This is a genomic window from Caballeronia glebae, from assembly GCF_001545035.1.
GTDB classification, from domain to species: Bacteria; Pseudomonadota; Gammaproteobacteria; order Burkholderiales; family Burkholderiaceae; genus Caballeronia; species Caballeronia glebae.
Genome location: NZ_FCOJ02000005.1, coordinates 169,987 through 193,110 on the forward strand (window position 1 = coordinate 169,987; position 23,124 = coordinate 193,110).

Below are 23,124 nucleotides of genomic sequence, written 5' to 3' on the forward strand. Positions count from 1 at the left end.
GAATCGCTTCGCGGGGGTTTTTTATTTGCGCCTGGCGCGAGCCTTTCAGAACGGCGATGCGGCCGGCAAACGCCCTCGCGTACGCGACGGTTTCGACAGCTTCGGCGCGAGTTCGCCATCGATCGGGCGCGAGCGCGGCGCGGGCGTCGCCGGTTCATCGGCGTGCTCGTAGTGCGGATGCGCCGGCGGTCTGCCGCGGCCATCGCGAATCCACTGCTCGCCAAGCTGATGATTCGGCGTCTGGCTGAAATGCTCGACGAGGTGATCGATGAACGTGCGCACCTTCGCCGGCAAATGACGGCGGCTCGGATAAGCGACGTTGATCTCGACCTGCGGCAATTGATAGTCGCCGAGCAGACGCACGAGCTGGCCGCGCGTCGTATCGTTGCCGATCAGATAGCTCGGCAGAATCGCGATGCCCATGCCGAGCAATGCAAACTGCCGCAGCATTTCCGTATTGTTCGCGATGATCACGTTCTGCGGCCGCACGCGCACTTCGCCTTCCGGGCCGGTGAATACGCGCTCGTCGCCCCAGTACTCGGCCGGCAGGCTCAGACACGGATGTTCCAGCAGATGCTCGGGACGCGTCGGCGTGCCGTGCGTTTCGAGATACGCGGGCGTCGCGCAGACGGTCATGCAGCCGGTCGTCAGGCGCCGCGTGACGACGCTCGCGCTCTTCACCTGCCGCGCGATGACGATGCCGACATCGAAACCTTCCTCGACCAGATCGACCTGACGATCCACCAAGGTCACGTCCGGCACGACTTTCGGATAACGCTGCGCATACGTCTGCAACACGGGTGCGAGGTTATGCAGACCGAACACGACGGGCGCGACGATCCTGAGCGAACCAAGCGGTTCGTGATTGCGCGCCACCACCATTTGTTCGACGTCTTCCAGCTCGTCGAGAATCTGCCGCGCCCGTTCCAGATAAACCTGGCCGGACTCGGTGAGCGAGAGGCTGCGCGTCGTGCGGTTGAGCAGGCGCGTGCCGAGGCGTCCTTCCAGGTCCGCGACGTGCCGTGTAGCCACCGCATTGGAGATGTCCATCGCGCTCGCGGCCCGGGCGAAACTCCCGAGATCCGCGACGCGGACGAACACTCTCATCGACTGCAAATGATCCATAAAGACAACTCCTGCCGCTAGACGGCTCGAATTCTGCTGCAAAGCAATTCAGGATTATCCTAGGACCGGCGCTTTCGTGCAGAAGTTGCCCGGAAGCACAAAAATATCGAAAAAAATCTGACTGTTAGCCACGTTACGCGGATGAAAGATCACCGATTGTTGCGATATGCACAACGCCCGCGCCGACACGTTCTGATTGTTGGTATTTTTAAAATACTTGCCGCGTCAATTTCAGCGGTATAGGCGAAAAGAAATCGGGCCCGCTTGTGGCGGGCCCGATATATGGGGATTGATTCAGTTCGTGATACCAATCCGGCGCGTCGTCACGCCGGCTGTTTCACTCACGCGGCAAGACGCTTTTCCATGCCGGCCTTGGCTTCCGGCAGCGCCTCCGGCAGACCGTGCTTGAGTTTCGCGAAAAGCTCGTCGTGGAGAGCGAGTTCGTCGCGCCAGGCGGCATCGTTGACGGAGATGACCTGCTCGAACCGCTCGCGCGAGAAGCCGAGCGCGCCCCAGTCGATGTCCTCGTAACGCGGCGAAATGCCGAACGCGTGCTCCTCGCCCTTCGCCGTGCCTTCGATGCGGCCGATCATCCAGTTCAGCACGCGCATGTTCTCGCCGAAGCCCGGCCACACGAACTTGCCGTCGTCGCCTTTGCGGAACCAGTTGACGCAGAAGAACTTCGGCGCTTTCGCGTTCGTCGCTTCGAGGCGTTCGCCCATCTTCAGCCAGTGGCCGAAGTAATCGGCCATGTTGTAGCCGCAGAACGGCAGCATCGCGAACGGATCGCGGCGCACGACGCCTTGCTGACCGGCGGCGGCGGCGGTGGTTTCGGAGCCCATCGTCGCGGCCATGTAGACGCCTTGCTTCCAGTCGCGCGCTTCGGTCACGAGCGGCACGGTGTTGGAGCGGCGGCCGCCGAAGATGAACGCGTCGATCGGCACGCCGGCCGGATTCTCCCAGTCGGCATCGATCGACGGACATTGCGACGCCGGCGCCGTGAAGCGCGCGTTCGGATGCGCCGCTTTCGCGCCCGTTTCCTTCGCGATCGCGGGCGTCCAGTCGCGGCCCTGCCAGTCGATCAGATGCGCGGGCGGCGTGTCGGTCATGCCTTCCCACCAGACATCGCCGTCGTCGGTCAGCGCCACGTTCGTGAAGATCACGTTTTCTTTCAGCGTGGCCATCGCGTTGAAGTTGGTCTTTTCGCTCGTGCCGGGCGCGACGCCGAAATAGCCCGCTTCCGGGTTGATCGCGTAGAGACGCCCGTCGCGGCCCGGCTTGATCCACGCGATGTCGTCGCCGATGGTCGTCACCTTCCAGCCGTTCATATCGCTCGGCGGGATCAGCATCGCGAAGTTGGTCTTGCCGCACGCCGACGGAAACGCCGCCGCGACGTGATACTTCCGCCCTTGCGGCGAGGTCACGCCGAGAATCAGCATGTGCTCGGCGAGCCAGCCTTCGTCGCGGCCCATCGTCGAAGCGATGCGCAGCGCGAAGCACTTCTTGCCGAGCAGCGCGTTGCCGCCGTATCCCGAGCCGAAGCTCCAGATCTCGCGTTTTTCGGGAAAGTGAACGATATACTTCGTGTCGTTGCACGGCCAGGGCACGTCCTTGCGGCCATCGGCGAGCGGCGCACCGACCGAATGCACGCACGGCACGAATTCGCCGTCGGCGCCCAGCACGTCGTACACGGCGCGGCCCATGCGCGTCATGATGCGCATGTTCGTCACGACATACGGACTGTCCGACAACTCCACACCGATATGTGCGATAGGCGAACCGAGCGGGCCCATCGAAAACGGCACGACGTACATCGTGCGGCCACGCATGCACCCGTCGAACAGGCCGTCGAGCGTTGTGCGCATTTCCTGCGGATCGATCCAGTTGTTCGTCGGGCCGGCGTCTTCGCGGCGCTGCGAGCAGATGAACGTGCGATCTTCGACGCGCGCCACATCCGAGGGGTCCGAGCACGCCAGGAAGGAATTCGGGCGCTTTGCGGAATTGAGCTTCTTCATCGTGCCGGCTTCGACCATCTGCTGGCAAAGCCGATCGTATTCTTCCTGGGAACCGTCGCACCATTCGATACGATCCGGCTTGGTCAGGGCCGCGACTTGCTGCACCCATTCGATGAGTCTTCGGTGCCGGACATAAGCCGGCACTTCGATTTCGACGGCGTTCTTATTAGTGTCTTCGACTACTGCGGGCTGGTTCATCGAGCTGTCTCCGTTCTTCTGCAATGAAAACCTGTCCGCCCATACGACGCTGCATGCGAGAGGCGTTTGCGACTCGAACCGCCGGGCGTTTTCGTGCGCTTCTGATACACGTTTTCATCGCACGAAATGCGGTTCGCGAGCCAATGCTGCGTCACGGGCTTGAATTCTTTACACAGCAAACCGTACCTGCTCGCGGCTTGCGTCGCAAAGGAACAAACTGTTAAAAAGAGATACTAGTGGCCTGTCTCCTCGCGGATCATCGTGTTTTCCGCTACTTGCGCTGGATTTCTTTATTTTGGCGCGCCGGGCGAGGCTCCTGAAAAATGGGAGTCAAGCATAACACTACGTTGCATGAACTCCTTGATGCAGCGCAATAACGATGAATAGAGCGCAAGTTATCCGTATTTACCCGAATTTAAGCACTCCATTCTCGCCTTCGATAAAAAAGCAGCACGTTTGATGCCCAACAAAAGCCAACCAATGCCCATGAAAATCGCCATTCTCGACGACTACCAGGATGCCGTCCGGAAGCTCGATTGCTTCCATTTGCTCGATGACCATGAGGTTAAGGTCTTCAATAACACGGTGCGTGGTCTGGGACAGTTGGCCAGCAGACTTTCGGAAGTGGACGCGCTCGTGCTGATTCGCGAACGTACCCGCATCAGCTCTCAACTGCTTGATAAATGTCCGAAACTGCGCATGATCAGTCAAACGGGACGCGCAGGCGGCGGCCATATCGACATCGATGCGTGTACGGAACGCGGCATCGCGGTGCTCGAAGGCACGGGCTCGCCGATCGCGCCCGCCGAACTGACGTGGGCGCTCATCATGTCGGCGCAGCGGCGCATTCCGCAGTACGTCGCGAATCTGAAGCAAGGCGCGTGGCAGCAGTCGGGGCTAAAGACATCGGCGTTGCCGCCGAATTTCGGACTGGGCCAGGTGCTTCGTGGGCAGACGCTCGGCATCTGGGGCTACGGCAAGATCGGCAAACTGGTGGCGGGCTACGGCAAGGCGTTCGGCATGAACGTGCTCGTCTACGGGCGCGAGCATTCGCAGAGCGCGGCGCGCGAAGACGGTTATGACGTGGCCGAAAGCCGCGAGGCGCTGTTCGAGCAGAGCGATGTGCTCACGCTGCATCTGCGTCTTACGGACGAGACGACGGGCATCGTCAAGCAGGACGACCTGATGCGCATGAAGCCGACCGCGCTTTTCGTCAATACGAGCCGCGCCGAACTGCTCGAAGAGAACGCGCTGCTCAATTCGCTGCATCACAATCGGCCGGGCATGGTCGCGGTCGATGTCTTCGAAAGCGAGCCGATTCTGCAAGGCTATGGCCTGTTGCGGCTCGAAAACGTGATCTGCACGCCGCACATCGGATATGTGGAGCGCGAGAGCTACGAGCTGTACTTCGGCGCGGCGTTCAGGAACATTCTCGCGTTCGATACGGGCGATACGTCGAGCGTCTTCAACAAGGAAGCGCTTCACCACGTGCGCCGCCGTTGAGTTTCATCGCGTCAGAGCGTTGAGATTTCGATCGACGGTTCGCAGCGCACCGGAAAATTCACCGAGTTCGCGATGAAGCAAAAGCGGTGCGCCTCTTCGTGCAGGCGCGCCGCGAGACCGGCGTCGCTGCCCGCGCCGATCGTCACCTTCGGGCGCAGCAGCACATCCACGAAACGCCCGTCGCCCTTCGATTCCTCCTGCATCGTGCCGATGGCTTCATCGACATAACCCGTCACGACGATCTTGTTCGTCGCGCACAAGTGCAGATACCAGAGCATGTGGCACGACGACAGCGACGCCACGAACAACTCTTCCGGATTGTGACGCGCGGGGTCGCCGCGGAACGCCGGATCGCTCGACGCCTCGATCGCCGTCTTCGTGCCGACGCGCACGAGGTGATCGCGCGAATACGCGTCGTAAGCCGATGTGCCGGAACCGAGATTGCCCGTCCAGTCGACGGTCAGTGCGTAGGTGTGCTTCTTCGCCACGGTCTGCTCCTCAAGCTGGATGCGAAGCGGTTTGCATCAGAAGCGGGAGGCGTTCCAGAAAATCCTCGCCATCCGCGCGGCCCAGATCGTAAGCATGTTGCATTTGCGATGGGCTCGTATAGTCCCAGCTCGAAATCGGCACCTTGCGCGATGGCTGAATGTACAGGCGCTTCTGCTCGCCGTGCGGCACGACGAACATGCGCTCACGCGGATAAAGGCGCGTGACCATCACGAGGACGAGTCCCGGCGAAGGATCGAGCGCGGAGACGGGCACGTTGTCGACCATGCCGCCGTCGAGAACCGGGCGGCCGTTGCGCCGGAGGATCGGCGTGAACGGCGGCGTGCTCGACGATTGCAGGATGAGATCGGCAAGATCTTCGATCGTCGCGCATTCCTGCGCCTTGACGAATTCCGGATGGAAGCCGAGCGCCTGACCGAACGTCGGATGCAGCGTCTTGCGCACGTATTTCTCGATGTTGTACGCGATGAGACCCGCCGCGACCGCGCTGCGCGCGCCGAGCCAGCGCGGCAGATGCGACACGCCGATGCGGATTTCGGGCGCGGTCGCGAGCTCGTGGAAACGGTCCGCGAAGATGTCGAGCAGCGCCTGTCGATAGATGCGGTAATGCGGAAACACCGATCGTCCGCGCAGCAGGTTGCCCCAGTAGGCGTTTCGCGTGTTGTCGCGCAGGGCGTGCGCGTAGTAGTCCATCACCCAGCGCGACTGGTTCGTGTAGAGCATGCACGCGGTGGCCGCGCCCGCCGATATGCCCGCGATGACGCGCGGCTTGAGATTCAGTTCCGGCTGGATGACGTCCCAGAAACCGGCTTGCCACCAGCAGCGGTTTCCGCCGCCGGCGAATACGACTTGGTCGAACATTTATTTGTTGATGAGCGCGTAGGTGGTGGTGGCGTGGGCGGCGAGTTCGCCCTGGTCGTCGTGCATGTCGATTTCGCCGAACACGAGGTTGCGGCCGCGACGCTGGATGTGAGCGGTGATCAGCACGTCGCCGGTTTTTACCGGACGCATGAACGTCGTGTTCAGGGAGACGGTGGTCATCGGCTGGAAACCGCCGAGGACGTGCGAGGCGGCGACGACCATCGCGGTATCGGCTGCGGCCATGAAGACCTGACCGCAGATCACGCCGCCTGCATGACGCAGGTGCTCGGAATACGGCAAGCGCAGCGTGACGGCGTTCTCGGCGATGGTTTCGGGCGCGAGGCGCAGTTCCTTGACCCACGGCGCGAGGATGCTGTCGAGCAAGGCGCGGATGGCGGTTTCGTCCATGGTTTTCTGGTCTCTCGTTGCTGAGTCGCGGTCGCGGAGGATTCGCCATGATACCGGGCCGTCGCGTGCCCGCAGACGCGCCATACGGACGGCTTTACGCGAAATTTAGGAATTTTCTTCGCAGGGGGCTTGCGCTTCTGCGAAAACAATCGCTATAATTTCGTTTCTGTTGGGGCGTTAGCTCAGTTGGTAGAGCAGCGGACTCTTAATCCGTAGGTCGAGTGTTCGAGTCACTCACGCCCCACCAAGCATTCAAACAAAAAGCCCAGTCTTCACGACTGGGCTTTTTGCTTTTCTCGTCCCGTCTTTGAAGCGATGAAGGCGTGAAGCCGGACGGCGATGCCGCCGGCTTCACGCCTTCATCCGCTACTGCACCGCGTCCGCCGCCGCTCCCGTTTGCCGCGAGTGCATCGCCGCCATCGCCTGAGCGGCCGCAGCTTGCGCGGTTTCATCCCATCCGCCGCCCAGCGCATAGAACACCGCGACCTGATCCGACGCCACCGCTCCCGCCGACTTGACCAACTGTTCTTCGGCCTGTGCGAGCGACTTCTGCGCGCTCAACACATCGAGATACGGCACCACGCCATGCCGATACAGTTTCTGAGCCTGCTCCAGCGCGACCCGGTTCGAATCCCGCGACTGCCGCAATCCATCCCAATGAGCAAGCTCGCGCGCATAACTATCGAGCGCGCTCGAAGTCTCTTTGAGCGCATTCAGAACCGTGCTGTCGTAGCTTGCCTTCGCCAGATCCGCGCTCGCGCCCGCCTGGTGAATCTGCGCCTCGGTCGCTTCCACGTTCGGGAACGTCCATTGCACGAGCGGCCCCAGGCTCCACGTCCGCCCGATGGTGTTGAACGTGTTATTCATGTTCGAGCCGCTGAATCCGAACGACGCACCCAAGCTGATTTGCGGATACAGATTCGCGATCGCGACGCCGATGCCCGCAGTCGCCGATGCAAGCGCACGCTCCGACTCCGCGACATCCGGACGCCGCCGCAACAGCGCCAGCCCATCCCCGACGGGCAGCGGCCGCGCGATAGTCGGCGGTGCCTGACATTGCGCGGCCTCGGCCGGATAGCGATCGGGCTGACGTCCGAGCAGCACCGCGAGCGCGTACAACGACGACATGCGCTGCGCTTCGATCGTCGGCAACTGCGCGCTGTCCGATTCGAGCTGCGCGCGCGCCCGCGTGACATCGAACTGGCTGGTTGTGCCGCCTTTGGCGAGCTGTTGCAGCGTAGCGAGCTCGTCTTTATCGATCTGCACGGTGCGCCTGACCGATGCCAGCGACGCGTTCGCCTGGCAAGCGCCGACATACGCGCCGACCGTGCTCGCGACGACACGGATCTGCGTGGCTGCGAACGCGAACTGCTGCTCCTCGGCGCTCGCAGAAGCCGCCTCGATCGACCGCCGGATGCGACCGAACAAGTCCAGTTCGTACGAGGCGCTGATTTTCGCGTTGATGCTGTTGTAGATCATCAGAACGGGCGAACCGTCGATCCAGTCGCGCTGGCGTCCGCCGTTCGCGCTCACGCTGGTCGACGGCCATTGCGCGGCTTTCGCCTGATCGAGCTGCGCCTGCGCCATCTCGATGCGCGACGCCGCCGCGCGCAAGTCGCGGTTCTCGCGCAGCGCTTCGTCCACGTAGCCATCGAGGATCGAGTCGCTATAGAGACGCCACCACGGACCCGGCGGCGACTCCGGCGAGAACGCCTTGCCTTTCGCGGCGTTCAGCGTCGCGGCCGTTTCCGCGGGACTCCGATAGTCCGGACCGACGGGATGGAAGAACGAGCATCCGCTCGCGAGCGCACACGCGGCCACGAGCGACGCACGTCTGCGCCAACGACGGCCCGCGCTCATTTCGCGGCTCGGAGGCGGGCGATGCACCGTGCTGCTTCGCTGCGTCCGGGCCGAGAATCAACACGGTCGCGGAGCGTCCGGGCACGAGCGCATCGCTGATGTACTGCGGATCGAGTTTGATGCGCACCGGAATACGCTGCGCGAGCCGCACCCACGCGAAGTTCGGCGCGATGCTCGGCAGATGGTTGCTGCCGATGCTCGTATCCGAATCGTTCACCGCGCTCGTGACGCTCGACACGCGCCCGTAAAACGGCTTGTCCTCGCCCATCAGCAGCACTTCGGCGCGATCGCCCACGTGCACGTGCTTCAGACGCGTCTCCTGGAAATAACCCTCCACGCGCAGCGAATCCGTGTCGACCAGCGCGAGCATGCCCTGGCCGGCCGTCGCGTAGGCGCCGGGACGCAGTTCCGCATACGAGACAACGCCGTTCACCGACGCGCGCACGCTCGACCGCTCGAGATCCAGCTCCGCCGACGCCAGCGCCGCGCGCGCCTGATCGACGGACGCGGTTCCAGTGCGCAGCGTGCTATCGGACTGGTCGATGGTCTGCTCGGGCACGAGTCCGCGCAACGCACGATTGCGGCTCGCCTGCTGGCGCGCATAGACGAGACTCGCCTCCGCGCTTTCGAGGTTGGCGCGAGCACGTTCCGCGGCAATGGTAAAGCGGGCGCGGTCGACCTGGAACAGCAGATCGCCTTTCTTCACGCGCTGGTCGGCACTCACCTCCACCGACGTGATGATGCCGCTGACGTCCGTCGTCACGCCGACGACATCGGCGCGGACGTGGCCGTTGCGCGTGCGCGGATCGCGCTCGTAATAGGTCCAGACATACCAGATCGCGATGAGCGCGATCAGCACGGCGACAGCGGTCAAGCCGATACGAAGGAAACGATGAAGCAGATTCATGGGAAAGTCTCGTCGGTCAGGCGCGGCGCGCCATCAACCGAACAAAGGAGTAAGCGTCGCTCCGCCGAACGCGAAGAGCAGCAGGGCGAACAGGATGAAGTAAAGCGCCAGATCGAACAGATTCTGGTACGCGAAGGCTCGATAGACGCCCAAGTGCGCGAGCACGCGCCGCAGCGCGTACAGCAGCACGAGCGCGAGAATCGCCACGAACACGGACGGCGGAATGAAGACGCCGAAAAGATCGACGTCCGATGTCATGTGCATGACTAAGCCTCCTCTACGGCTGTGCGGTTCATGGATGCAAACGCCACGCGAATCTCGACGAGCACGCGCGCGGCCTGGATATCGTCGGCATGCCGCGCGCTTTCCTGTCCGATGCCGTCGAACGCGGTGTCGAGCGCGGCGTCGAGCGATGAAGCGGGCAGCAACGCGCCCGGACCGCCCCAGCGCGAAAGGCTCTCGCGCAGCGCGCGGGAAACCGGCGAGAGCAGCGCGCGCCGTTGCGCGACGCTTCCCGCCCAGCGACGCAACGTGCTCATGCCCCCGCTCATGCGCGACGCGCGCAGCGTCTGCCAGCCGGGCTGCCCGGGCAGGTCGTGCTCGATCTGCGGCAGCGATGCCTGAATCAGCAGAAAGCTGTCGAGATCGTCGTAGCCGAGACGGCGCGCGTCGGCGCCACCGTCATCGATGACACTCACCACGCCCTTCACCGAACGACGCACGAGCCGACGCACCGATGTGACGAGCGGCGGCTGCGGAACGAGAATGTTCGCGATCATCGCCGACGCGATGCCGAGATACATCGCGATCACGCTGCACAACAGCGTATCCACCGTGACGCCGGGACCATCGGCGCCGATGCGCAGCATCGCCATCGGCAGAATGGCGAACAGCACGCCACCGGCCTTGAGAATTTCGAGGCCAAGCAGGAAGAGCGCGGGCAGCAGCGCGAGGGCGAGCACCTGGAATGAACTGACCGCCGGCAGCACGAATATCACATAGGCGCTGACGATCATCATGCCGATGCCCGTGACCTTCGCGATGCCTTTCAGGATCGGCAGGGGCGCGCTCACGAGAGCTGAAAGCGACACGAAAATCGCGCTCAGCAACATGCCGAACGCCATGTTGTCGTCCCAGCCAGTCGCGCTCCACAGGCTGCCGAACAGCAGCATATGCACACTCACGCACAAGCAGGCGCGCAGCGCGCAGCGCAAATCGACCTGCTTGATCGTCGCGGGTGTCGTGCGTGCGCCCGCGGGCACATGCACGCGCTTCGGCAAATCCTCGTCGATCTGCGTGTGGTCGCGCTCGATATAGCGCCAGCCTGCATAAATGCCACGCAGATAGCGCCGATAGCACAGCCGCACGGCCGCCGCGCGATCGAGCAGTCCGATCGCGGCGCGCGGACGCAGCCGGGCGCGCAAATCGGCCGAGCGCGCGTCGTCGGGGCAGCCTGCTTCGATCCATTGCGCGAGCAGATCGCGCGTCTCGATGTCCGCCGGATGCGCCTCGTCCTTGCCCGATTCCCGATCGAAGTCGCCGACTGACGACAGCACCGGCATGAGCCGAAGTCCGCGCGTTACGACCGCCATCAACGCATGCGCGCGCTCCCAGCCGTAGCTCGCGCCTTCATAGCTCATGCCATCGCTGAGCGGCGTGAGCTGGATGGTCTGTCGAACGATGCCGGATTGCAGCGCATGATCGACCGCCTCGCCGCGCAGCACGCCCGCGGTCACTTTGCGCAGACTGTCGAGCCAGTCGCGTGTCACCGCCGATGCTTTCGCGAGGCCGCTTTGCGGGAACAGCAGCGTATCGATAAAAATCAGCGAGCACACACCGACGACCACATCCTCGATACGATCGATGGCACGCAGGAAAGCCGCGTCCGGCGTGGCGACGCCCGGCATCGCCACGAGCAGGCAGGTGATGCCGCTCAACAGGTAGAGATAAAAATCGGAGCGCCGTTGACGCACCGCGCCGAAGACGCCCGCCATCAGGATGAGCGTAAGCACGATCATCACCGCGGTCATCGACGTGGCGAACAGCGCGGCCGTCAGGACACCGAGCGCGCCCCCGATCAGGCTGCCCAAAACCATGTGTATGCCCTTCAGTCGCAACCTGCCCGACTGAGACTGCGCGAGGATGTAGACGCACATCATTGCCCAGTAGGGATATTGCAGGTCCTGCCAGAACGCGATGCCGAGCGCCAGAATCGCGGCGAGATACGTCTTGAAGGCGAAGAAAACGGGACTGGTGGTGAATGATTTGATCATCGGATCGCGAATGCTGTTGTTGCTCGGACATTCCGGCCGATGCTTCGGGCGATCACAATGTGACCTGCCGTTGCGGCCATGCGCGCCGCAACCTTGCTCATATATCCCATCAAATCCGATTCAGAAAATTGGCGATCTCCGTTCTTCGAGATGCTGTTCCGCACCCTTCAGCCGGAAATTCAGCCGCAGCGATCTTGGTCCGCGGTCATTTTCGCCGCTGCTGTGCATTGCGCACTGCGCATCGCGCAACAATTCCCCATGCTTGACTATTTGTTACAGGAAAGGCGAAGTCTCACGCGCTCAGGCGACATCCGCCCCACGCGCCTTCAACAATTCGCGCAACACCGAGCGATGACACCGCGCCTCATCCTCGCAATAGCACCCGACCGACATATTGGTCCGATGCGACAACGCCGCCAGCAAATCCAGCGTCTTGCTCGCAGCCGGCTCGGCCATCTCCGTCTTGAACTTCTTCACGAACGCGCGCCATTCCTTGTCGTTCTCGGCGTGCAGCGCCTGCGTCACCAGTTCTTGCGTCGGCGATAACACCGGATACCAGACGTCGTAAAAATCGCGCGTCGCGAACTCGGCCTTCGGCACGCCGCGCGGCGGCCGCCGCACCGTGCCGATGCGCAATCCCTCGTTCTCCGCGCGCGGTGTTCCCAGTCTCACTATCCGAATTGCCATCGTCATCCCCTTGGTCGTTGTCCGCACAGAATAACCGCTGATATCGCTTTGAAAGCTCCCGCGCATCCCTTCAGCGAAACCGCGCATCTTCCCGTATCGTTTCGGATTATTCTCTGTTCGCTTAATCCGGAATTCCGTCGTGCCCACCGAAGAACGCCCGCAAAACCTGCCTCACGACCCCGACGCCCCGATGACCCCGCTGGAGCGCCGCGGCATGGCCGCGATCCTGCTCTCGGTCGCGCTCGCGACGCTCGACACCGCCATCGCCAACACCGCGCTGCCCGCGATCGCCGCCGATCTGCACACGACGCCCGCCGCCTCCGTCTGGATCATCAACGCCTATCAACTCGCGATGGTCGCGACGCTCCTGCCCTTCGCCGCGCTTGGCGGCATTCTCGGCCATCGGCGCGTGTATCTCGGCGGACTCGTCGTGTTTCTCATCGCGTCGGCCGTGTGCGCATTCTCGTGGTCGCTGCCGTCGCTCGTCGCCGCGCGCCTGCTGCAAGGCCTCGGCGCGAGCGCGATCATGAGCGTCAACGCGGCGCTCATCAGCGCGATTTTTCCGCCGCACAGGTTGGGGCGCGGCGTCGGGCTGAATGCGCTCGTCGTCGGGATTGCGTTCGCGATCGGGCCGACGATCGCGTCGATCGTGCTCTCGCTCGGCACGTGGCCGTGGCTTTTCGCGGTCAACTTGCCGGTCGGCGTGTTCGCGCTGATGATCGCGTGGCGTTCGCTGCCGCAGACGAAGCGCGCGGCACATGGCTTCGATCGCATCGCGGCCCTGCTCAACGTCGTCACGTTCGCGTCGCTGATCTTCGCGCTCGGCGAAGCGGCGCAGCGCGCGCCCACGCACACCGTGCTCGCGTCATTCGGCATCGCGCTCGTCGCGGGCGTCTTGCTGCTGCGGCGCGAACGCGGCCATCCCGCGCCGATGCTGCCCGTCGATCTCTTCCGACGCCCGATGTTCGCACTCTCGACGATGACCGCCATCTGCTCGTTCGCCGCGCAAGGGCTCGCGTTCGTGTCGCTGCCGTTTTTCTTCGAAAGCGTGCTGGGACGCAGTCAGGTTGAAACCGGATTTCTGATGACGCCGTGGTCCGCGCTCGTCGCGCTGATGGCGCCGATCGCGGGACGCATGTCCGATCGCCGCTCGCCCGGCCTGCTCGGAGGCGTCGGGCTGGCGATTCTTTGCGTGGGGATGGTTTCGCTCGCGATGCTGCCCGCGCAACCGCATGCGCTGGACATCTGCATCCGCATGGCGATCTGCGGCGCGGGCTTCGGGTTCTTTCAGTCGCCCAATCTGAAGGCGTTCATGTCGAGCGCGCCGCGCGAACGCAGCGGCGGCGCAAGCGGCATGATCGCGACGTCGCGTTTGATCGGGCAGGCGACGGGCGCGGCGCTCGTCGCGTTGTGCTTCAGCATCGCGGGGAAGCATGGCCCGTCGCTCGCGTTGTCGCTCGGCGCGGCGTTCGCGGGCGCGGGAAGCATCGCGAGCGGATTGCGGCTGGCGACACGCAATCCGTCGTCCGAGCGAATCGTGGGAGAAGCGTCGCGCGAGGCGTGAGCGCGCTCACATTCTGCGCACTCTCACCTTGCGGCCTTTCAGCTTGCCGCCGCTCAGCTTGCGCACCGCGTCGTCCGCGGCCTTTCGTTCGACGGCCACATACGTGACCATGTCCAGCACGTTGATCTTGCCGATCTGCTTGCCGTCGAAGCCCGCTTCGCCGGTGAGCGCGCCGAGCACGTCGCCGGGGCGGATCTTGTCCTTGCGGCCGCCGAGGATTTGCAGCGTCGCCATTGGCGGTTTCAGATGGCCCGGTTCCGCCGACGTCAGTTCGCCGAGCGGATGCCATTCCACTTCCGCGCGCTGCGCCTGTTCGATCGCGGCGACGCGCCCCATCTCGTCCATGCTCGCGAGCGACAGCGCCCAGCCTTGCTCGTCGCCGCGACCCGTGCGCCCGATGCGATGCACATGCACCTCCGGGTCCGGCGTCACATCGACGTTGATCACCGCTTCCAGTTGCGCGATGTCGAGCCCGCGCGCGGCGACATCGGTCGCGACGAGCACCGAACAACTGCGATTCGCGAACTGCACGAGCACCTGATCGCGTTCGCGCTGCTCCAGTTCGCCGTGCAGGGTCATCGCTTCGAAACCCTGCGCGCAGAGAACGTCGAGCAGATCGCGACATTGCTGCTTCGTGTTGCAGAACGCGATCGTGCTGACCGGGCGATAGTGATCGAGCAGCAAGCCAACCGCGTGCAGGCGCTCGTCGTCCTCGACCTGATAGAAGCGCTGCTTGATCTTCGCGTTGCTGTGCTGCTCCGTGAGCTTGATCTCGCGCGGATTGCGCAGGAACTGCTGGCTTAGCTTCGCGATGCCTTCCGGATACGTCGCCGAGAACAGCAAGGTCTGACGATCCTTCGGGCATTGGCGCGCGACCGACGCGATATCGTCGAAGAAGCCCATGTCGAGCATGCGGTCGGCTTCATCGAGGACGAGCGTGCGCACGGCGTCGAGCGACAGCGTGCCGCGCTCCAGATGATCCATGATGCGTCCGGGCGTGCCCACGGCGATATGCGCGCCGTGCTCCAGACTGGCGATCTGCGGGCGCATCGGTGAGCCGCCGCATAGCGTCAGCACTTTCACGTTCTCTTCCGCGCGCGCGAGGCGGCGAATTTCCTGCGTGACCTGATCGGCGAGTTCACGGGTCGGGCAGAGAACGAGCGCCTGCACCGCGAATCGGCTCGCGTCGAGTTTGGAAAGCAAGGGCAGCGTGAAGGCAGCCGTCTTGCCGCTGCCGGTTTTCGCCTGCGCGATGAGATCGAGCCCCGCGAGCGCCGGCGGCAGGCTCGCGGCCTGGATCGGCGTCATCGACAGATAGCCGAGTTGCTGCAGGTTCGACTGCATCGCCGGCGAGAGCGGCAGGCTGCTGAAAGAAGTATCGGTGGTCATTTCGGTTATCGCTTGCCGGAGGGCGGGATTTCCTGGACTTGCTGGATTTGCTTGTAGGAAACCTCGCCTTCTTTTGTCTTCTGGGGCTTCACGTAGTTGCGTGCGCCGCACATCGGGCAGCGGAACAAAAGGCCCTGGCCCTCGTTGTGGATGTCGACATCCGACAGCGCCCATTCGGCGCCGCAGGACTTGTTTCGGCAGGTAAACATGTTCGTATTTCTCGGTTCGTGGCGCGTTCGTGCGCTCAAAGGCGAAAGTGTACGCGTGTCTCGTGCCGGCGCGGTCGGCGCGGTCGGTGCAAGTCCGCAAGAAATGCTAAAGCGGGTCGTGCTACTTTTCCTGGCAATCGGGTTTTCTTCTTCTTTCGGAGCGGGCGATGAGCGAGAAGCCTTATGAAACGCGGCTCGCGCGGGTGGTTGCGTATATCCACGATCATCTCGACGACGCGCTGGATCTCAACCGGCTCGCCGAGGTGGCGTGTTTGTCGCCGTATCACTGGCATCGGATTTATCACGCGTTTTACGGGGAGACGGCGGCGGCGACCGTTCGGCGATTGCGGCTGCATCGGGCGGCAAATGAGCTTTTGCAGGCCGTCGCGCCGATCGATTCCATCTCCGAACGGGCGGGCTATAGCAGCGTGCAGGCGTTTTCGCGCGCGTTTCAGGCGAGTTATCGGATTCCGCCGGCGCAGTTTCGCAGTGAAGGCGGCGCTTCAATGTTTGTTCCTTTCGATGCAGTTCGATCAGGAGATATGGCGATGCATCAAGTCGATATTCGTAGTCAGCGTGGGCTCACGGTCGCGGCGATGGACCATCGCGGGTCGTACATGAACATCGGCCGGGCGTTCGAGATGTTGTTTCACTGGCTCGCGGTACGCGGGTTGATTGATCCGAAGGCGCGCTCGCTCGGGATTTATTTCGACGATCCGGCGGCCGTGGCCGAAGACGAGCTTCGGTCGATGGCGTGTTGCGAATTGTTCTCTCCCGACGACGTTCGATTCGAAGCGCCTGTGTCGCGTGTGGAAGTCGCGGGCGGCGAGTTCGCCGTCCTCACGCATGTCGGGCCGTATGCGCAACTGTGCTTCGCGTACCAGTGGTTGTATGGCGAATGGTTGCCGCACTCCGGCCGGGAAACCGGAGAGGCGCCTGTTTTCGAGGTTTATTTGAACGACCCGAGGGAGACGGCGCCGGCCGATCTGGTGACGGAGATCTGGTTGCCGTTGCGGCAGAGCGCGTGACGCGTGGAGCTTTTGATTCCGGTTCGCGATGCCGGTCGACTATAAAAAAACCCGTGACGCTCAATGCGCACACGGGTTTGACTGCTGCGGAGAGGTTCACCCCTCAAACATCGATATTCCCCGCGCGCAACGCGTTACTCTCGATAAACGCCCGGCGCGGTTCCACATCGTCGCCCATGAGCGTCGTGAAGATGCCATCGGCCGCGATCGCATCCTCGATCTGCACGCGCAGCAAGCGTCGAACGCTCGGGTCCATCGTCGTTTCCCACAACTGCCCGGGGTTCATCTCACCGAGCCCCTTATAGCGCTGCTTCGAAACGTTGCGCTCCGCATCGGCGATCAGCCATTTCATCGCGCTCTTGAAGTCCGTCACGGCCATCGACCGCTCGCCGCGCTTGATCAACGCACCTTCGCCGATCAAGCCCTTGAAGGTATCCGCCGTCGAAACGAGCTGCTTGTAATCCGCGGTCAACTGAAGGTCTTCATCCAGCACGGTGACTTTCACGTTGCCATGATGACGCCGCTTGATATGCAGCGAACGCAGTTCACGCACCTGATCGTAAGTCGCTTCGACGCTCACTTCCGGCTTGAGCGGATCGGCGCGCAGACGATCTTCCAGACGCTTCGCCGATGCCTCCGCCGCTTCCTGCGACGACAGATCGATCACCACGCCATCCATCACCGCTCCGAGCGAGGCCGCGTCATAGATGCGGCTGAGACGATCGATCACAGCCTGCGCCAGCAAATACGCCCGCGCCAGTTCGCCCAGCGCATCGCCGGAGATAGGATCGGCGCCTTCGCTGGCAATGAGTTCGGACCCTTGCAACGCGAGCTTCAACATATGCTGATTGAGCTCGTGCGCGTCCTTCATATACCGCTCGTCCTTGCCCGCCTTGATCTTGTAGAGCGGCGGCTGCGCGATATAGATATACCCGCGCTCGACGATATCCGGCATCTGCCGATAGAAGAACGTCAGAAGGAGTGTGCGGATGTGCGCCCCGTCGACGTCCGCGTCGGTCATGATGATGATGCGGTGATAGCGCAGCTTGTCGAGGTTGTAATCATCCTTGCCGATGCCGCAACCGAGCGCCGTCACCAGCGTCACGATCTGCTCGGAGGAAATCAGCTTGTCGAAGCGCGCCTTCTCGACGTTCAGCACCTTGCCGCGCAACGGCAGAATCGCCTGGAACTTGCGGTCGCGCCCTTGCTTCGCCGAGCCACCCGCCGAGTCGCCCTCGACGATATAAATCTCCGACTTCGCCGGATCTTTCTCCTGGCAATCCGCGAGCTTGCCCGGCAAACCGATGCCATCGAGCACGCCCTTGCGGCGCGTCATCTCACGCGCCTTGCGCGCGGCGTCGCGAGCACGCGCGGCATCGACGATCTTGCCCGTGATGATCTTCGCGTCGTTCGGCGTTTCCTGCAGATACTGCTCCAGCGCCTTCGCGACGAGTTCCTCGACCGGCGCGCGCACTTCCGACGACACCAGCTTGTCCTTCGTCTGCGAGCTGAACTTCGGCTCCGGCACCTTCACCGACAGCACGCACGACAAACCCTCGCGCATGTCGTCGCCGGTTGTCTCGACCTTCGCCTTCTTCGCGATGTCGTTGTCCGTGATGTATTTGTTGATGACGCGCGTCATCGCCGCACGCAAGCCGGTAAGGTGCGTGCCGCCGTCGCGCTGCGGAATGTTGTTCGTGAAGCACAGCACGCTTTCGTTGAAGCTGTCGTTCCACTGCATCGCCACTTCGATACTGACGTTGTCGCGCTCGCCGACCGCGTAAAACACGTTCGGATGCAGCACTTGCTTCGCCTTGTTGATGTACTCGACGAAGCCCTTCACGCCGCCCGCGAAAGCGAAATCGTCTTCCTTGCCGGTGCGCAGGTCCGTCAAACGAATGCGCACGCCGTTGTTCAGGAACGAAAGCTCGCGCATGCGCTTCGCGAGGATGTCGTAGTGAAATTCGACATTGCCGAAGATGGTTGCATCGGCGAGAAAGTGCACTTCGGTGCCGCGCTTTTCCGTATCGCCGACAACCGGCATCGGCGAATACAGCACGCCGTCTTCTTCGACGATTTCACGGTTCTGCACGACGCCGCGCGCGAATTCCATGAAGTGCTTCTTGCCGTCGCGGCGCACCGTGAGGCGCAGCCATTCGGACAGCGCGTTCACGCACGACACGCCCACGCCGTGCAGCCCGCCCGAGACCTTGTAGCTGTTCTGGTCGAACTTGCCGCCGGCGTGCAGTTCGGTCATGACGATTTCGGCGGCGCTGCGCTTCGGATCGTGCTTGTCGTCGCGCTTCAGGCCCGTGGGCACGCCGCGGCCGTTGTCGGTCACGGAGATCGAGTTGTCGGCGTGAATCGTGACGTGAATGTCGTCGCAATAATTTGCGAGCGCTTCGTCGATGGAGTTGTCCAGCACTTCGAAAACGAGGTGATGCAAACCGGTGCCATCCGACGTATCGCCGATATACATGCCCGGCCGCTTGCGCACGGCTTCCAGACCTTCGAGGATCTGAATTGACGATGCGCCGTAGCTGTTGTCAGGCTTGTTGTCGGGTTGCGAATTTGTGTTTTCAGTCATGGATTTTTTCCGGTTCTGCGTCACTGCCTGGGTTACTGCTCGAACTTTTCAAATCACCTTAAAAACACCAAAGGGGCGCGCCGCCCCTTGGAGTGTTCTCGGTATTGCGTGCGTCAAATGCGCATCGGCATCACCACGTATTTGAATTCCTCGTTCTCGGGAATCGTGATGAGTGCGCTGGAATTGGCATCGCCGAGGCTCACGGTGAGCGTGTCGACCTTCAGATTCGCGAGCACGTCGAGCAGATACGTGACGTTGAATCCGATATCGACGGAATCGCCCTGATAAGCGATTTCCAGCTCTTCCTGCGCCTCTTCCTGGTCGGCGTTGGTCGACATGATCTTGAGCTGGCCCGGCTCGACGAGACAGCGCACGCCCTTGAACTTGTCGGAGGTCAGAATGGCCGCGCGCTGCAGCGAGCGCTGCAACTCTTCACGGCTGATTTCGAACGTGTTCTTATGCGACTTCGGAATCACGCGCTGGAAATCGGGGAACTTGCCCTCGACGAGCTTCGACACGAGTTCCACCTGGCCGAAGCTGAACTTCACCTGCGTCGCGGCGATGTCGATCTTCAGGGAATCGTCGATGTCTTCGAGCAAACGCTGCAGTTCGAGAATCGTCTTGCGCGGAATGATGACTTCCTGACGCGGGAACGAACCTTCGATCTTCATCGACGAGAACGCGAGGCGGTGGCCGTCGGTCGCGACCGCCATCAGCTGGTCGCCGTCGACCACGAGCAGCATGCCGTTCAGGTAATAGCGGATGTCCTGCTGGGCCATGGCGAAATAAACCATGCCGAGCAACTGGCGGAACGTCTTCTGCGGAACCGAAAGGCTCGCGCCGAAGTCAGTAGCCTGGTTGACCGTGGGAAATTCGTCGGCGGCGAGCGTCTGGAGCGCAAAGCGGCTCTTGTTGGAACGCACCGTGAGACGCTTGTCGGAGAGGTCGAGCACGACTTCGCCGGAAGGCATCGCGCGCAGAATGTCGAGCAGCTTGCGCGCGGCGACCGTAGTGGCGACCTGGTCGCTGCCAATGCCGAAATCGGCGCGTGTCGTGATCTGGAGTTCGAGGTCGGTCGAGAGGAACGACACATCGGCGCCGTTCTTGGTAATGAGCAAATTCGCGAGGATCGGCAACGTATGGCGGCGTTCTACGATGCCGCTCACGGTTTGCAGCGGCCTTAGAAGATTATCTCGTTCGGTCTTGACCAGTTGCATAGAGTTCCTTCGTTGATGTGACGGCCTGTCCGCGGGTTTCGCCACCAGATTTGCCCAACGGACAACCTCGTAACACGCGTTGCCGGCCCCCCGCCGGTCACTCGCGAAAACTGCGCTCGAAAGCCGCCCAGGCCACGGACGGCTAAACCTATATTGTGCCTCAAAACGGAACCGCCCCCTAAAAATGGGGGCGTTTTCGTCAAAAAACAGGCTCTCGAACGCAATAAATGACGCGTGCGCTCTTAGCAAAGTGCCAGTCGACCTTTTTAGCCCTTCAGCGTCTGTTCGAGCACGTGCAGTTCGTGGTTCAACTGCGCGTCGGTGCCGCGCTCGGCTCCGATCTTGCGCACCGCGTGCAGCACGGTCGTGTGGTCGCGTCCGCCGAAAAGTTCGCCGATCTCGGGCAGGCTCTTCTGCGTGAGTTCCTTCGCCAGATACATCGCGATCTGACGCGGGCGTGCAATGTTCGCCGGCCTCTTTTTCGAATACATATCGGCGACCTTGATGTTGTAGAAGTCGGCCACCGTCTTCTGGATGTTCTCCACCGAGATCTGGCGGTTCTGCACTGTCAACAGGTCTTTTAGCGCTTCCTTGGTCAGCTCGATCGTGATGTCGCGGCCATGGAACTTCGAATACGCGAGAATCTTGCGCAGCGCGCCTTCCAGCTCGCGCACGTTCGAGCGCAGATGCTTCGCCACGAAGAACGCCACGTCTTCCGACAGGCTCACGCCTTCGGACTGAGCCTTCCTCATCAGAATGGCGACGCGCATCTCAAGCTCGGGCGGCTCGATCGCGACCGTGAGGCCGGAGTCGAAGCGCGAGATCAGGCGATCGTCGATGCCGGAGATTTCCTTCGGATACGTGTCGCTCGTGATGATGACCTGCGCCTTGTTCGCGACCAGCGCCTCGAACGCGTAGAAAAACTCTTCCTGCGTGCGCGACTTGCCGGAGAAGAATTGAATATCGTCGATGAGCAGCAGATCGAGCGAATGGTAATAGCGCTTGAAGTCGTCGAACGCCTTGCGCTGATACGCCTTCACCACATCCGACACGTACTGTTCCGCGTGGATATAGCGGATGCGCGCGCCCGCCTTGTCCATCAGCAACTGATTGCCGATTGCGTGAATCAGGTGCGTCTTGCCGAGACCCACGCCGCCATAAAGGAAGAGCGGGTTGTACGAAATGCCCGGATTGTCGGCGACCTGGATGGCGGCCGCGCGCGCGAGCTGGTTCGCCTTACCGGTGACGAAGTTGTCGAACGTCAGCACCGGGTTCAATTTCGAACGCTCGTAGGCGGAATCGTTTTCACCCGCGGAAGGCGCGCCGCCCGGACGCCACGTGCGACGGCCGGCGGCGGCTTCGTTGGCATCGAGGCTCGGAAGGTCAAGGTCGGCCTGATCCTCATGCATGGCTTGCGCCTGCTGCGCCGCTTCCGCGGCAAGCGCGTTGATGTGCGCGGTGGCGTTCGCGTGCGCGACGACCGAAGGCGCCTGAGGCATGGCTGCGGACGGTGCGGGCGCGCGCGGCGCCACGGGTGCGCTCGCGGTCGGGCGCGGCGCGGCGTTCAGACCGCCGCCGATCGCGTTGCGCGCAGTCGCTTTCGGATCGAGGACGAACTGAACGTCGACGGGCGCGCTGAAAAAGTCGCGCGCCACGTCGACGATGCGGCCCGAGAACTGGCTTTTCACCCAGTCGAGCTTGAAGCGATTGGGAGCGGCAATGCGCAAGGTGTTCGCGCCGGCATCGAAGTCGACCGGGGTCAGCGGCTTGATCCACGTGACGTACTGCTGCGGCGTGAGTTCTCGCGCAAGCAGTGCGGAACAATGTTCCCAGAAATCGTTCATCGAATGCGGTCGTTATGGTTGCTCCGCACCTGCCGACCGTGCTTGCCGAACGTTCGGACAAGTCCCGGCACAGCCGAGCAGGCAGGCTCCGGAGGCTTACGCCGCAAGGGTTTGCGGGCGAACGGCGGGCCGAAGCAGCGGGCGGATATTTGGGAGTAAGGCGAGATTCTAACGCCAAACCAAGGCCGCGCGCGAGTTATCCACAGGGTCATATCAGCACGTCGAGCGGTGTGGAAATGCGCCGGAATGCACGTTCGCTGGCGCTAACCTATTGACGGTCAATAGGAAAACGGTTTAAATAGCGGGTTCCGCGAAAACAGAATTCCTGAACCTCCGGCCATCGCGCTTGCAGTGACCACACTGGAGCCAAGCCCGCGCGGTCAATCAACTCAAGTGAGAGCACCATGAAACGTACTTACCAACCTTCCGTGACGCGCCGCAAGCGCACCCATGGCTTCCGCGTTCGCATGAAGACCGCTGGCGGCCGCAAGGTCATCAACGCTCGCCGTGCGAAGGGCCGCAAGCGCCTGGCAGTCTAAGTCCGCCGAGTGTTCGCTCGCGGTTGGATGTTGCACTCGACGGCGAGCCGCTCACGCGCCGCACAGAAGTCTTGAAACAGGACATCGTTCAGTTGCCGGCGCAGGCTGCGTTCCCCAAGGCCGCAAGGCTGCTGAAAACGGATGAGTTCTCATCCGTTTTTCGTTTGCGCCCCTGGCGCCGTTCGCCGCATTTCGTTCTGTACGGCAAGCCGTCCGGAAAGGAAGCGCGGCTCGGGCTGGTGATCGGCAAGAAGCAGGCGCCGCGCGCCGTCACGCGCAATCTGATCAAACGGCTTGCGCGTGAGGCGTTCCGGCTGCGTCGCGCACAGCTGAGCGGATTCGACATTCTCGTGCGGCTGCACGCGAAGATCGACCGCAAGGCAATGCCGAGCGCGAGTTCCCC

19 protein-coding genes, 1 tRNA gene and 1 pseudogene are annotated in these 23,124 nt (G+C 62.5%); 6 read left to right on the top strand and 15 right to left on the bottom strand.

What is annotated here, in order from left to right; translation table 11 throughout:
• Positions 1–45 precede the first annotated feature (45 nt).
• Entirely contained in the window at positions 46–1,125 is a 1,080-nt protein-coding gene (locus AWB82_RS05515; RefSeq protein WP_086966140.1) for a LysR family transcriptional regulator, read from the bottom strand.
• Between the two features lie 341 nt (positions 1,126–1,466).
• Positions 1,467–3,338: a phosphoenolpyruvate carboxykinase (GTP) gene (locus AWB82_RS05520; protein WP_086966141.1), complete on the bottom strand. Its 1,872-nt coding sequence runs from the start codon at positions 3,336–3,338 to the stop codon at positions 1,467–1,469.
• A gap of 486 nt (positions 3,339–3,824) precedes the next feature.
• Here AWB82_RS05520 and AWB82_RS05525 point away from each other — a divergent pair, with 486 nt between their 5' ends.
• Positions 3,825–4,841, top strand: coding sequence for a D-2-hydroxyacid dehydrogenase family protein (locus AWB82_RS05525; protein ID WP_086966173.1), 1,017 nt, complete (start codon positions 3,825–3,827; stop codon positions 4,839–4,841).
• Between the two features lie 11 nt (positions 4,842–4,852).
• Here the strand turns inward: AWB82_RS05525 and AWB82_RS05530 are convergent, their stop codons facing one another.
• Genes AWB82_RS05530 through AWB82_RS05540 form a run of 3 tightly spaced genes read right to left on the bottom strand, consistent with a single transcriptional unit; the run spans position 4,853 to position 6,617 of the window.
• Positions 4,853–5,329 (bottom strand): OsmC family protein, encoded by a 477-nt coding sequence (locus AWB82_RS05530; protein ID WP_086966142.1) that lies wholly within the window; start codon positions 5,327–5,329, stop codon positions 4,853–4,855.
• A 10-nt stretch (positions 5,330–5,339) separates the two neighbouring features.
• Positions 5,340–6,209, bottom strand: coding sequence for a patatin-like phospholipase family protein (locus tag AWB82_RS05535; RefSeq protein WP_086966143.1), 870 nt, complete (start codon positions 6,207–6,209; stop codon positions 5,340–5,342).
• Positions 6,210–6,617, bottom strand: coding sequence for a PaaI family thioesterase (locus AWB82_RS05540; protein WP_086966144.1), 408 nt, complete (start codon positions 6,615–6,617; stop codon positions 6,210–6,212).
• Between the two features lie 171 nt (positions 6,618–6,788).
• Between AWB82_RS05540 and AWB82_RS05545 the strand changes: the two genes are divergently transcribed.
• Positions 6,789–6,864: transfer RNA gene (locus tag AWB82_RS05545), tRNA-Lys, on the top strand.
• 119 nt (positions 6,865–6,983) lie between these two features.
• Here AWB82_RS05545 and AWB82_RS05550 read toward each other — a convergent pair.
• The 5 genes and pseudogenes from AWB82_RS05550 to AWB82_RS05570 form a co-directional block, all read right to left on the bottom strand.
• Positions 6,984–8,438 (bottom strand): efflux transporter outer membrane subunit, encoded by a 1,455-nt coding sequence (locus AWB82_RS05550; protein ID WP_159462558.1) that lies wholly within the window; start codon positions 8,436–8,438, stop codon positions 6,984–6,986.
• Positions 8,439–8,691: 253 nt separating this feature from the next.
• Positions 8,692–9,384: pseudogene (locus AWB82_RS05555) on the bottom strand (efflux RND transporter periplasmic adaptor subunit); the annotation flags it as partial.
• A gap of 33 nt (positions 9,385–9,417) precedes the next feature.
• Complete coding sequence (locus tag AWB82_RS05560; protein WP_200818047.1) at positions 9,418–9,648, bottom strand: DUF1656 domain-containing protein; 231 nt, start codon at positions 9,646–9,648, stop codon at positions 9,418–9,420.
• 2 nt (positions 9,649–9,650) lie between these two features.
• Positions 9,651–11,657: an FUSC family protein gene (locus AWB82_RS05565; protein WP_086966146.1), complete on the bottom strand. Its 2,007-nt coding sequence runs from the start codon at positions 11,655–11,657 to the stop codon at positions 9,651–9,653.
• A gap of 300 nt (positions 11,658–11,957) precedes the next feature.
• Positions 11,958–12,344 (bottom strand): DUF488 domain-containing protein, encoded by a 387-nt coding sequence (locus AWB82_RS05570; RefSeq protein ID WP_086966175.1) that lies wholly within the window; start codon positions 12,342–12,344, stop codon positions 11,958–11,960.
• 190 nt (positions 12,345–12,534) lie between these two features.
• On the opposite strand from AWB82_RS05570, the gene AWB82_RS05575 reads away from it, so the two are divergent.
• Positions 12,535–13,908 carry an MFS transporter gene (locus AWB82_RS05575; RefSeq protein WP_086966147.1) on the top strand — a complete coding sequence of 458 codons (1,374 nt, stop codon included), beginning with the start codon at positions 12,535–12,537 and terminating at the stop codon, positions 13,906–13,908.
• Between the two features lie 6 nt (positions 13,909–13,914).
• Here AWB82_RS05575 and dbpA read toward each other — a convergent pair whose 3' ends face one another.
• A complete protein-coding gene (gene dbpA, locus AWB82_RS05580) occupies positions 13,915–15,297 on the bottom strand; it encodes an ATP-dependent RNA helicase DbpA (protein ID WP_086966148.1) in 1,383 nt (460 codons plus the stop codon).
• Positions 15,298–15,302: 5 nt separating this feature from the next.
• The gene (locus AWB82_RS05585; protein WP_086966149.1) at positions 15,303–15,506 is read right to left on the bottom strand and encodes a hypothetical protein; all 204 of its coding nucleotides are present in this window, start codon (positions 15,504–15,506) and stop codon (positions 15,303–15,305) included.
• Between the two features lie 167 nt (positions 15,507–15,673).
• Between AWB82_RS05585 and AWB82_RS05590 the strand changes: the two genes are divergently transcribed.
• Entirely contained in the window at positions 15,674–16,534 is an 861-nt protein-coding gene (locus tag AWB82_RS05590) for an AraC family transcriptional regulator (RefSeq protein ID WP_086966150.1), read from the top strand.
• Positions 16,535–16,637: 103 nt separating this feature from the next.
• Here AWB82_RS05590 and gyrB read toward each other — a convergent pair whose 3' ends face one another.
• The 3 genes from gyrB to dnaA all read right to left on the bottom strand — a co-directional run bounded on the left by gyrB (position 16,638) and on the right by dnaA (position 22,182).
• Positions 16,638–19,121 carry a DNA topoisomerase (ATP-hydrolyzing) subunit B gene (gene gyrB / locus AWB82_RS05595; RefSeq protein WP_086966151.1) on the bottom strand — a complete coding sequence of 828 codons (2,484 nt, stop codon included), beginning with the start codon at positions 19,119–19,121 and terminating at the stop codon, positions 16,638–16,640.
• A gap of 113 nt (positions 19,122–19,234) precedes the next feature.
• Complete coding sequence (gene dnaN / locus AWB82_RS05600; RefSeq protein ID WP_086966152.1) at positions 19,235–20,338, bottom strand: DNA polymerase III subunit beta; 1,104 nt, start codon at positions 20,336–20,338, stop codon at positions 19,235–19,237.
• 266 nt (positions 20,339–20,604) lie between these two features.
• Positions 20,605–22,182 carry a chromosomal replication initiator protein DnaA gene (gene dnaA, locus AWB82_RS05605; RefSeq protein WP_086966153.1) on the bottom strand — a complete coding sequence of 526 codons (1,578 nt, stop codon included), beginning with the start codon at positions 22,180–22,182 and terminating at the stop codon, positions 20,605–20,607.
• A gap of 404 nt (positions 22,183–22,586) precedes the next feature.
• On the opposite strand from dnaA, the gene rpmH reads away from it, so the two are divergent.
• Both rpmH and rnpA read left to right on the top strand, forming a co-directional pair.
• Complete coding sequence (rpmH, locus tag AWB82_RS05610) at positions 22,587–22,721, top strand: 50S ribosomal protein L34 (RefSeq protein ID WP_006998755.1); 135 nt, start codon at positions 22,587–22,589, stop codon at positions 22,719–22,721.
• 71 nt (positions 22,722–22,792) lie between these two features.
• Positions 22,793–23,124: ribonuclease P protein component (rnpA, locus tag AWB82_RS05615; protein WP_086966176.1), on the top strand; the 332-nt coding region annotated here is incomplete at its 3' end.

Coding starts and splice junctions, on each gene's coding strand:
- AWB82_RS05575 (WP_086966147.1), top strand. CDS start 12,535: ATGACCCCGCTGGAGCGCCGCGGCATGGCCGCGATCCTGCTCTCGGTC.
- AWB82_RS05520 (WP_086966141.1), bottom strand. CDS start 3,338: ATGAACCAGCCCGCAGTAGTCGAAGACACTAATAAGAACGCCGTCGAA.
- dnaA (WP_086966153.1), bottom strand. CDS start 22,182: ATGAACGATTTCTGGGAACATTGTTCCGCACTGCTTGCGCGAGAACTC.
- dbpA (WP_086966148.1), bottom strand. CDS start 15,297: ATGACCACCGATACTTCTTTCAGCAGCCTGCCGCTCTCGCCGGCGATG.
- AWB82_RS05515 (WP_086966140.1), bottom strand. CDS start 1,125: ATGGATCATTTGCAGTCGATGAGAGTGTTCGTCCGCGTCGCGGATCTC.
- gyrB (WP_086966151.1), bottom strand. CDS start 19,121: ATGACTGAAAACACAAATTCGCAACCCGACAACAAGCCTGACAACAGC.
- rpmH (WP_006998755.1), top strand. CDS start 22,587: ATGAAACGTACTTACCAACCTTCCGTGACGCGCCGCAAGCGCACCCAT.
- AWB82_RS05570 (WP_086966175.1), bottom strand. CDS start 12,344: ATGGCAATTCGGATAGTGAGACTGGGAACACCGCGCGCGGAGAACGAG.
- AWB82_RS05560 (WP_200818047.1), bottom strand. CDS start 9,648: ATGCACATGACATCGGACGTCGATCTTTTCGGCGTCTTCATTCCGCCG.
- AWB82_RS05565 (WP_086966146.1), bottom strand. CDS start 11,657: ATGATCAAATCATTCACCACCAGTCCCGTTTTCTTCGCCTTCAAGACG.
- AWB82_RS05525 (WP_086966173.1), top strand. CDS start 3,825: ATGAAAATCGCCATTCTCGACGACTACCAGGATGCCGTCCGGAAGCTC.
- AWB82_RS05535 (WP_086966143.1), bottom strand. CDS start 6,209: ATGTTCGACCAAGTCGTATTCGCCGGCGGCGGAAACCGCTGCTGGTGG.
- dnaN (WP_086966152.1), bottom strand. CDS start 20,338: ATGCAACTGGTCAAGACCGAACGAGATAATCTTCTAAGGCCGCTGCAA.
- AWB82_RS05590 (WP_086966150.1), top strand. CDS start 15,674: ATGAGCGAGAAGCCTTATGAAACGCGGCTCGCGCGGGTGGTTGCGTAT.
- AWB82_RS05540 (WP_086966144.1), bottom strand. CDS start 6,617: ATGGACGAAACCGCCATCCGCGCCTTGCTCGACAGCATCCTCGCGCCG.
- AWB82_RS05585 (WP_086966149.1), bottom strand. CDS start 15,506: ATGTTTACCTGCCGAAACAAGTCCTGCGGCGCCGAATGGGCGCTGTCG.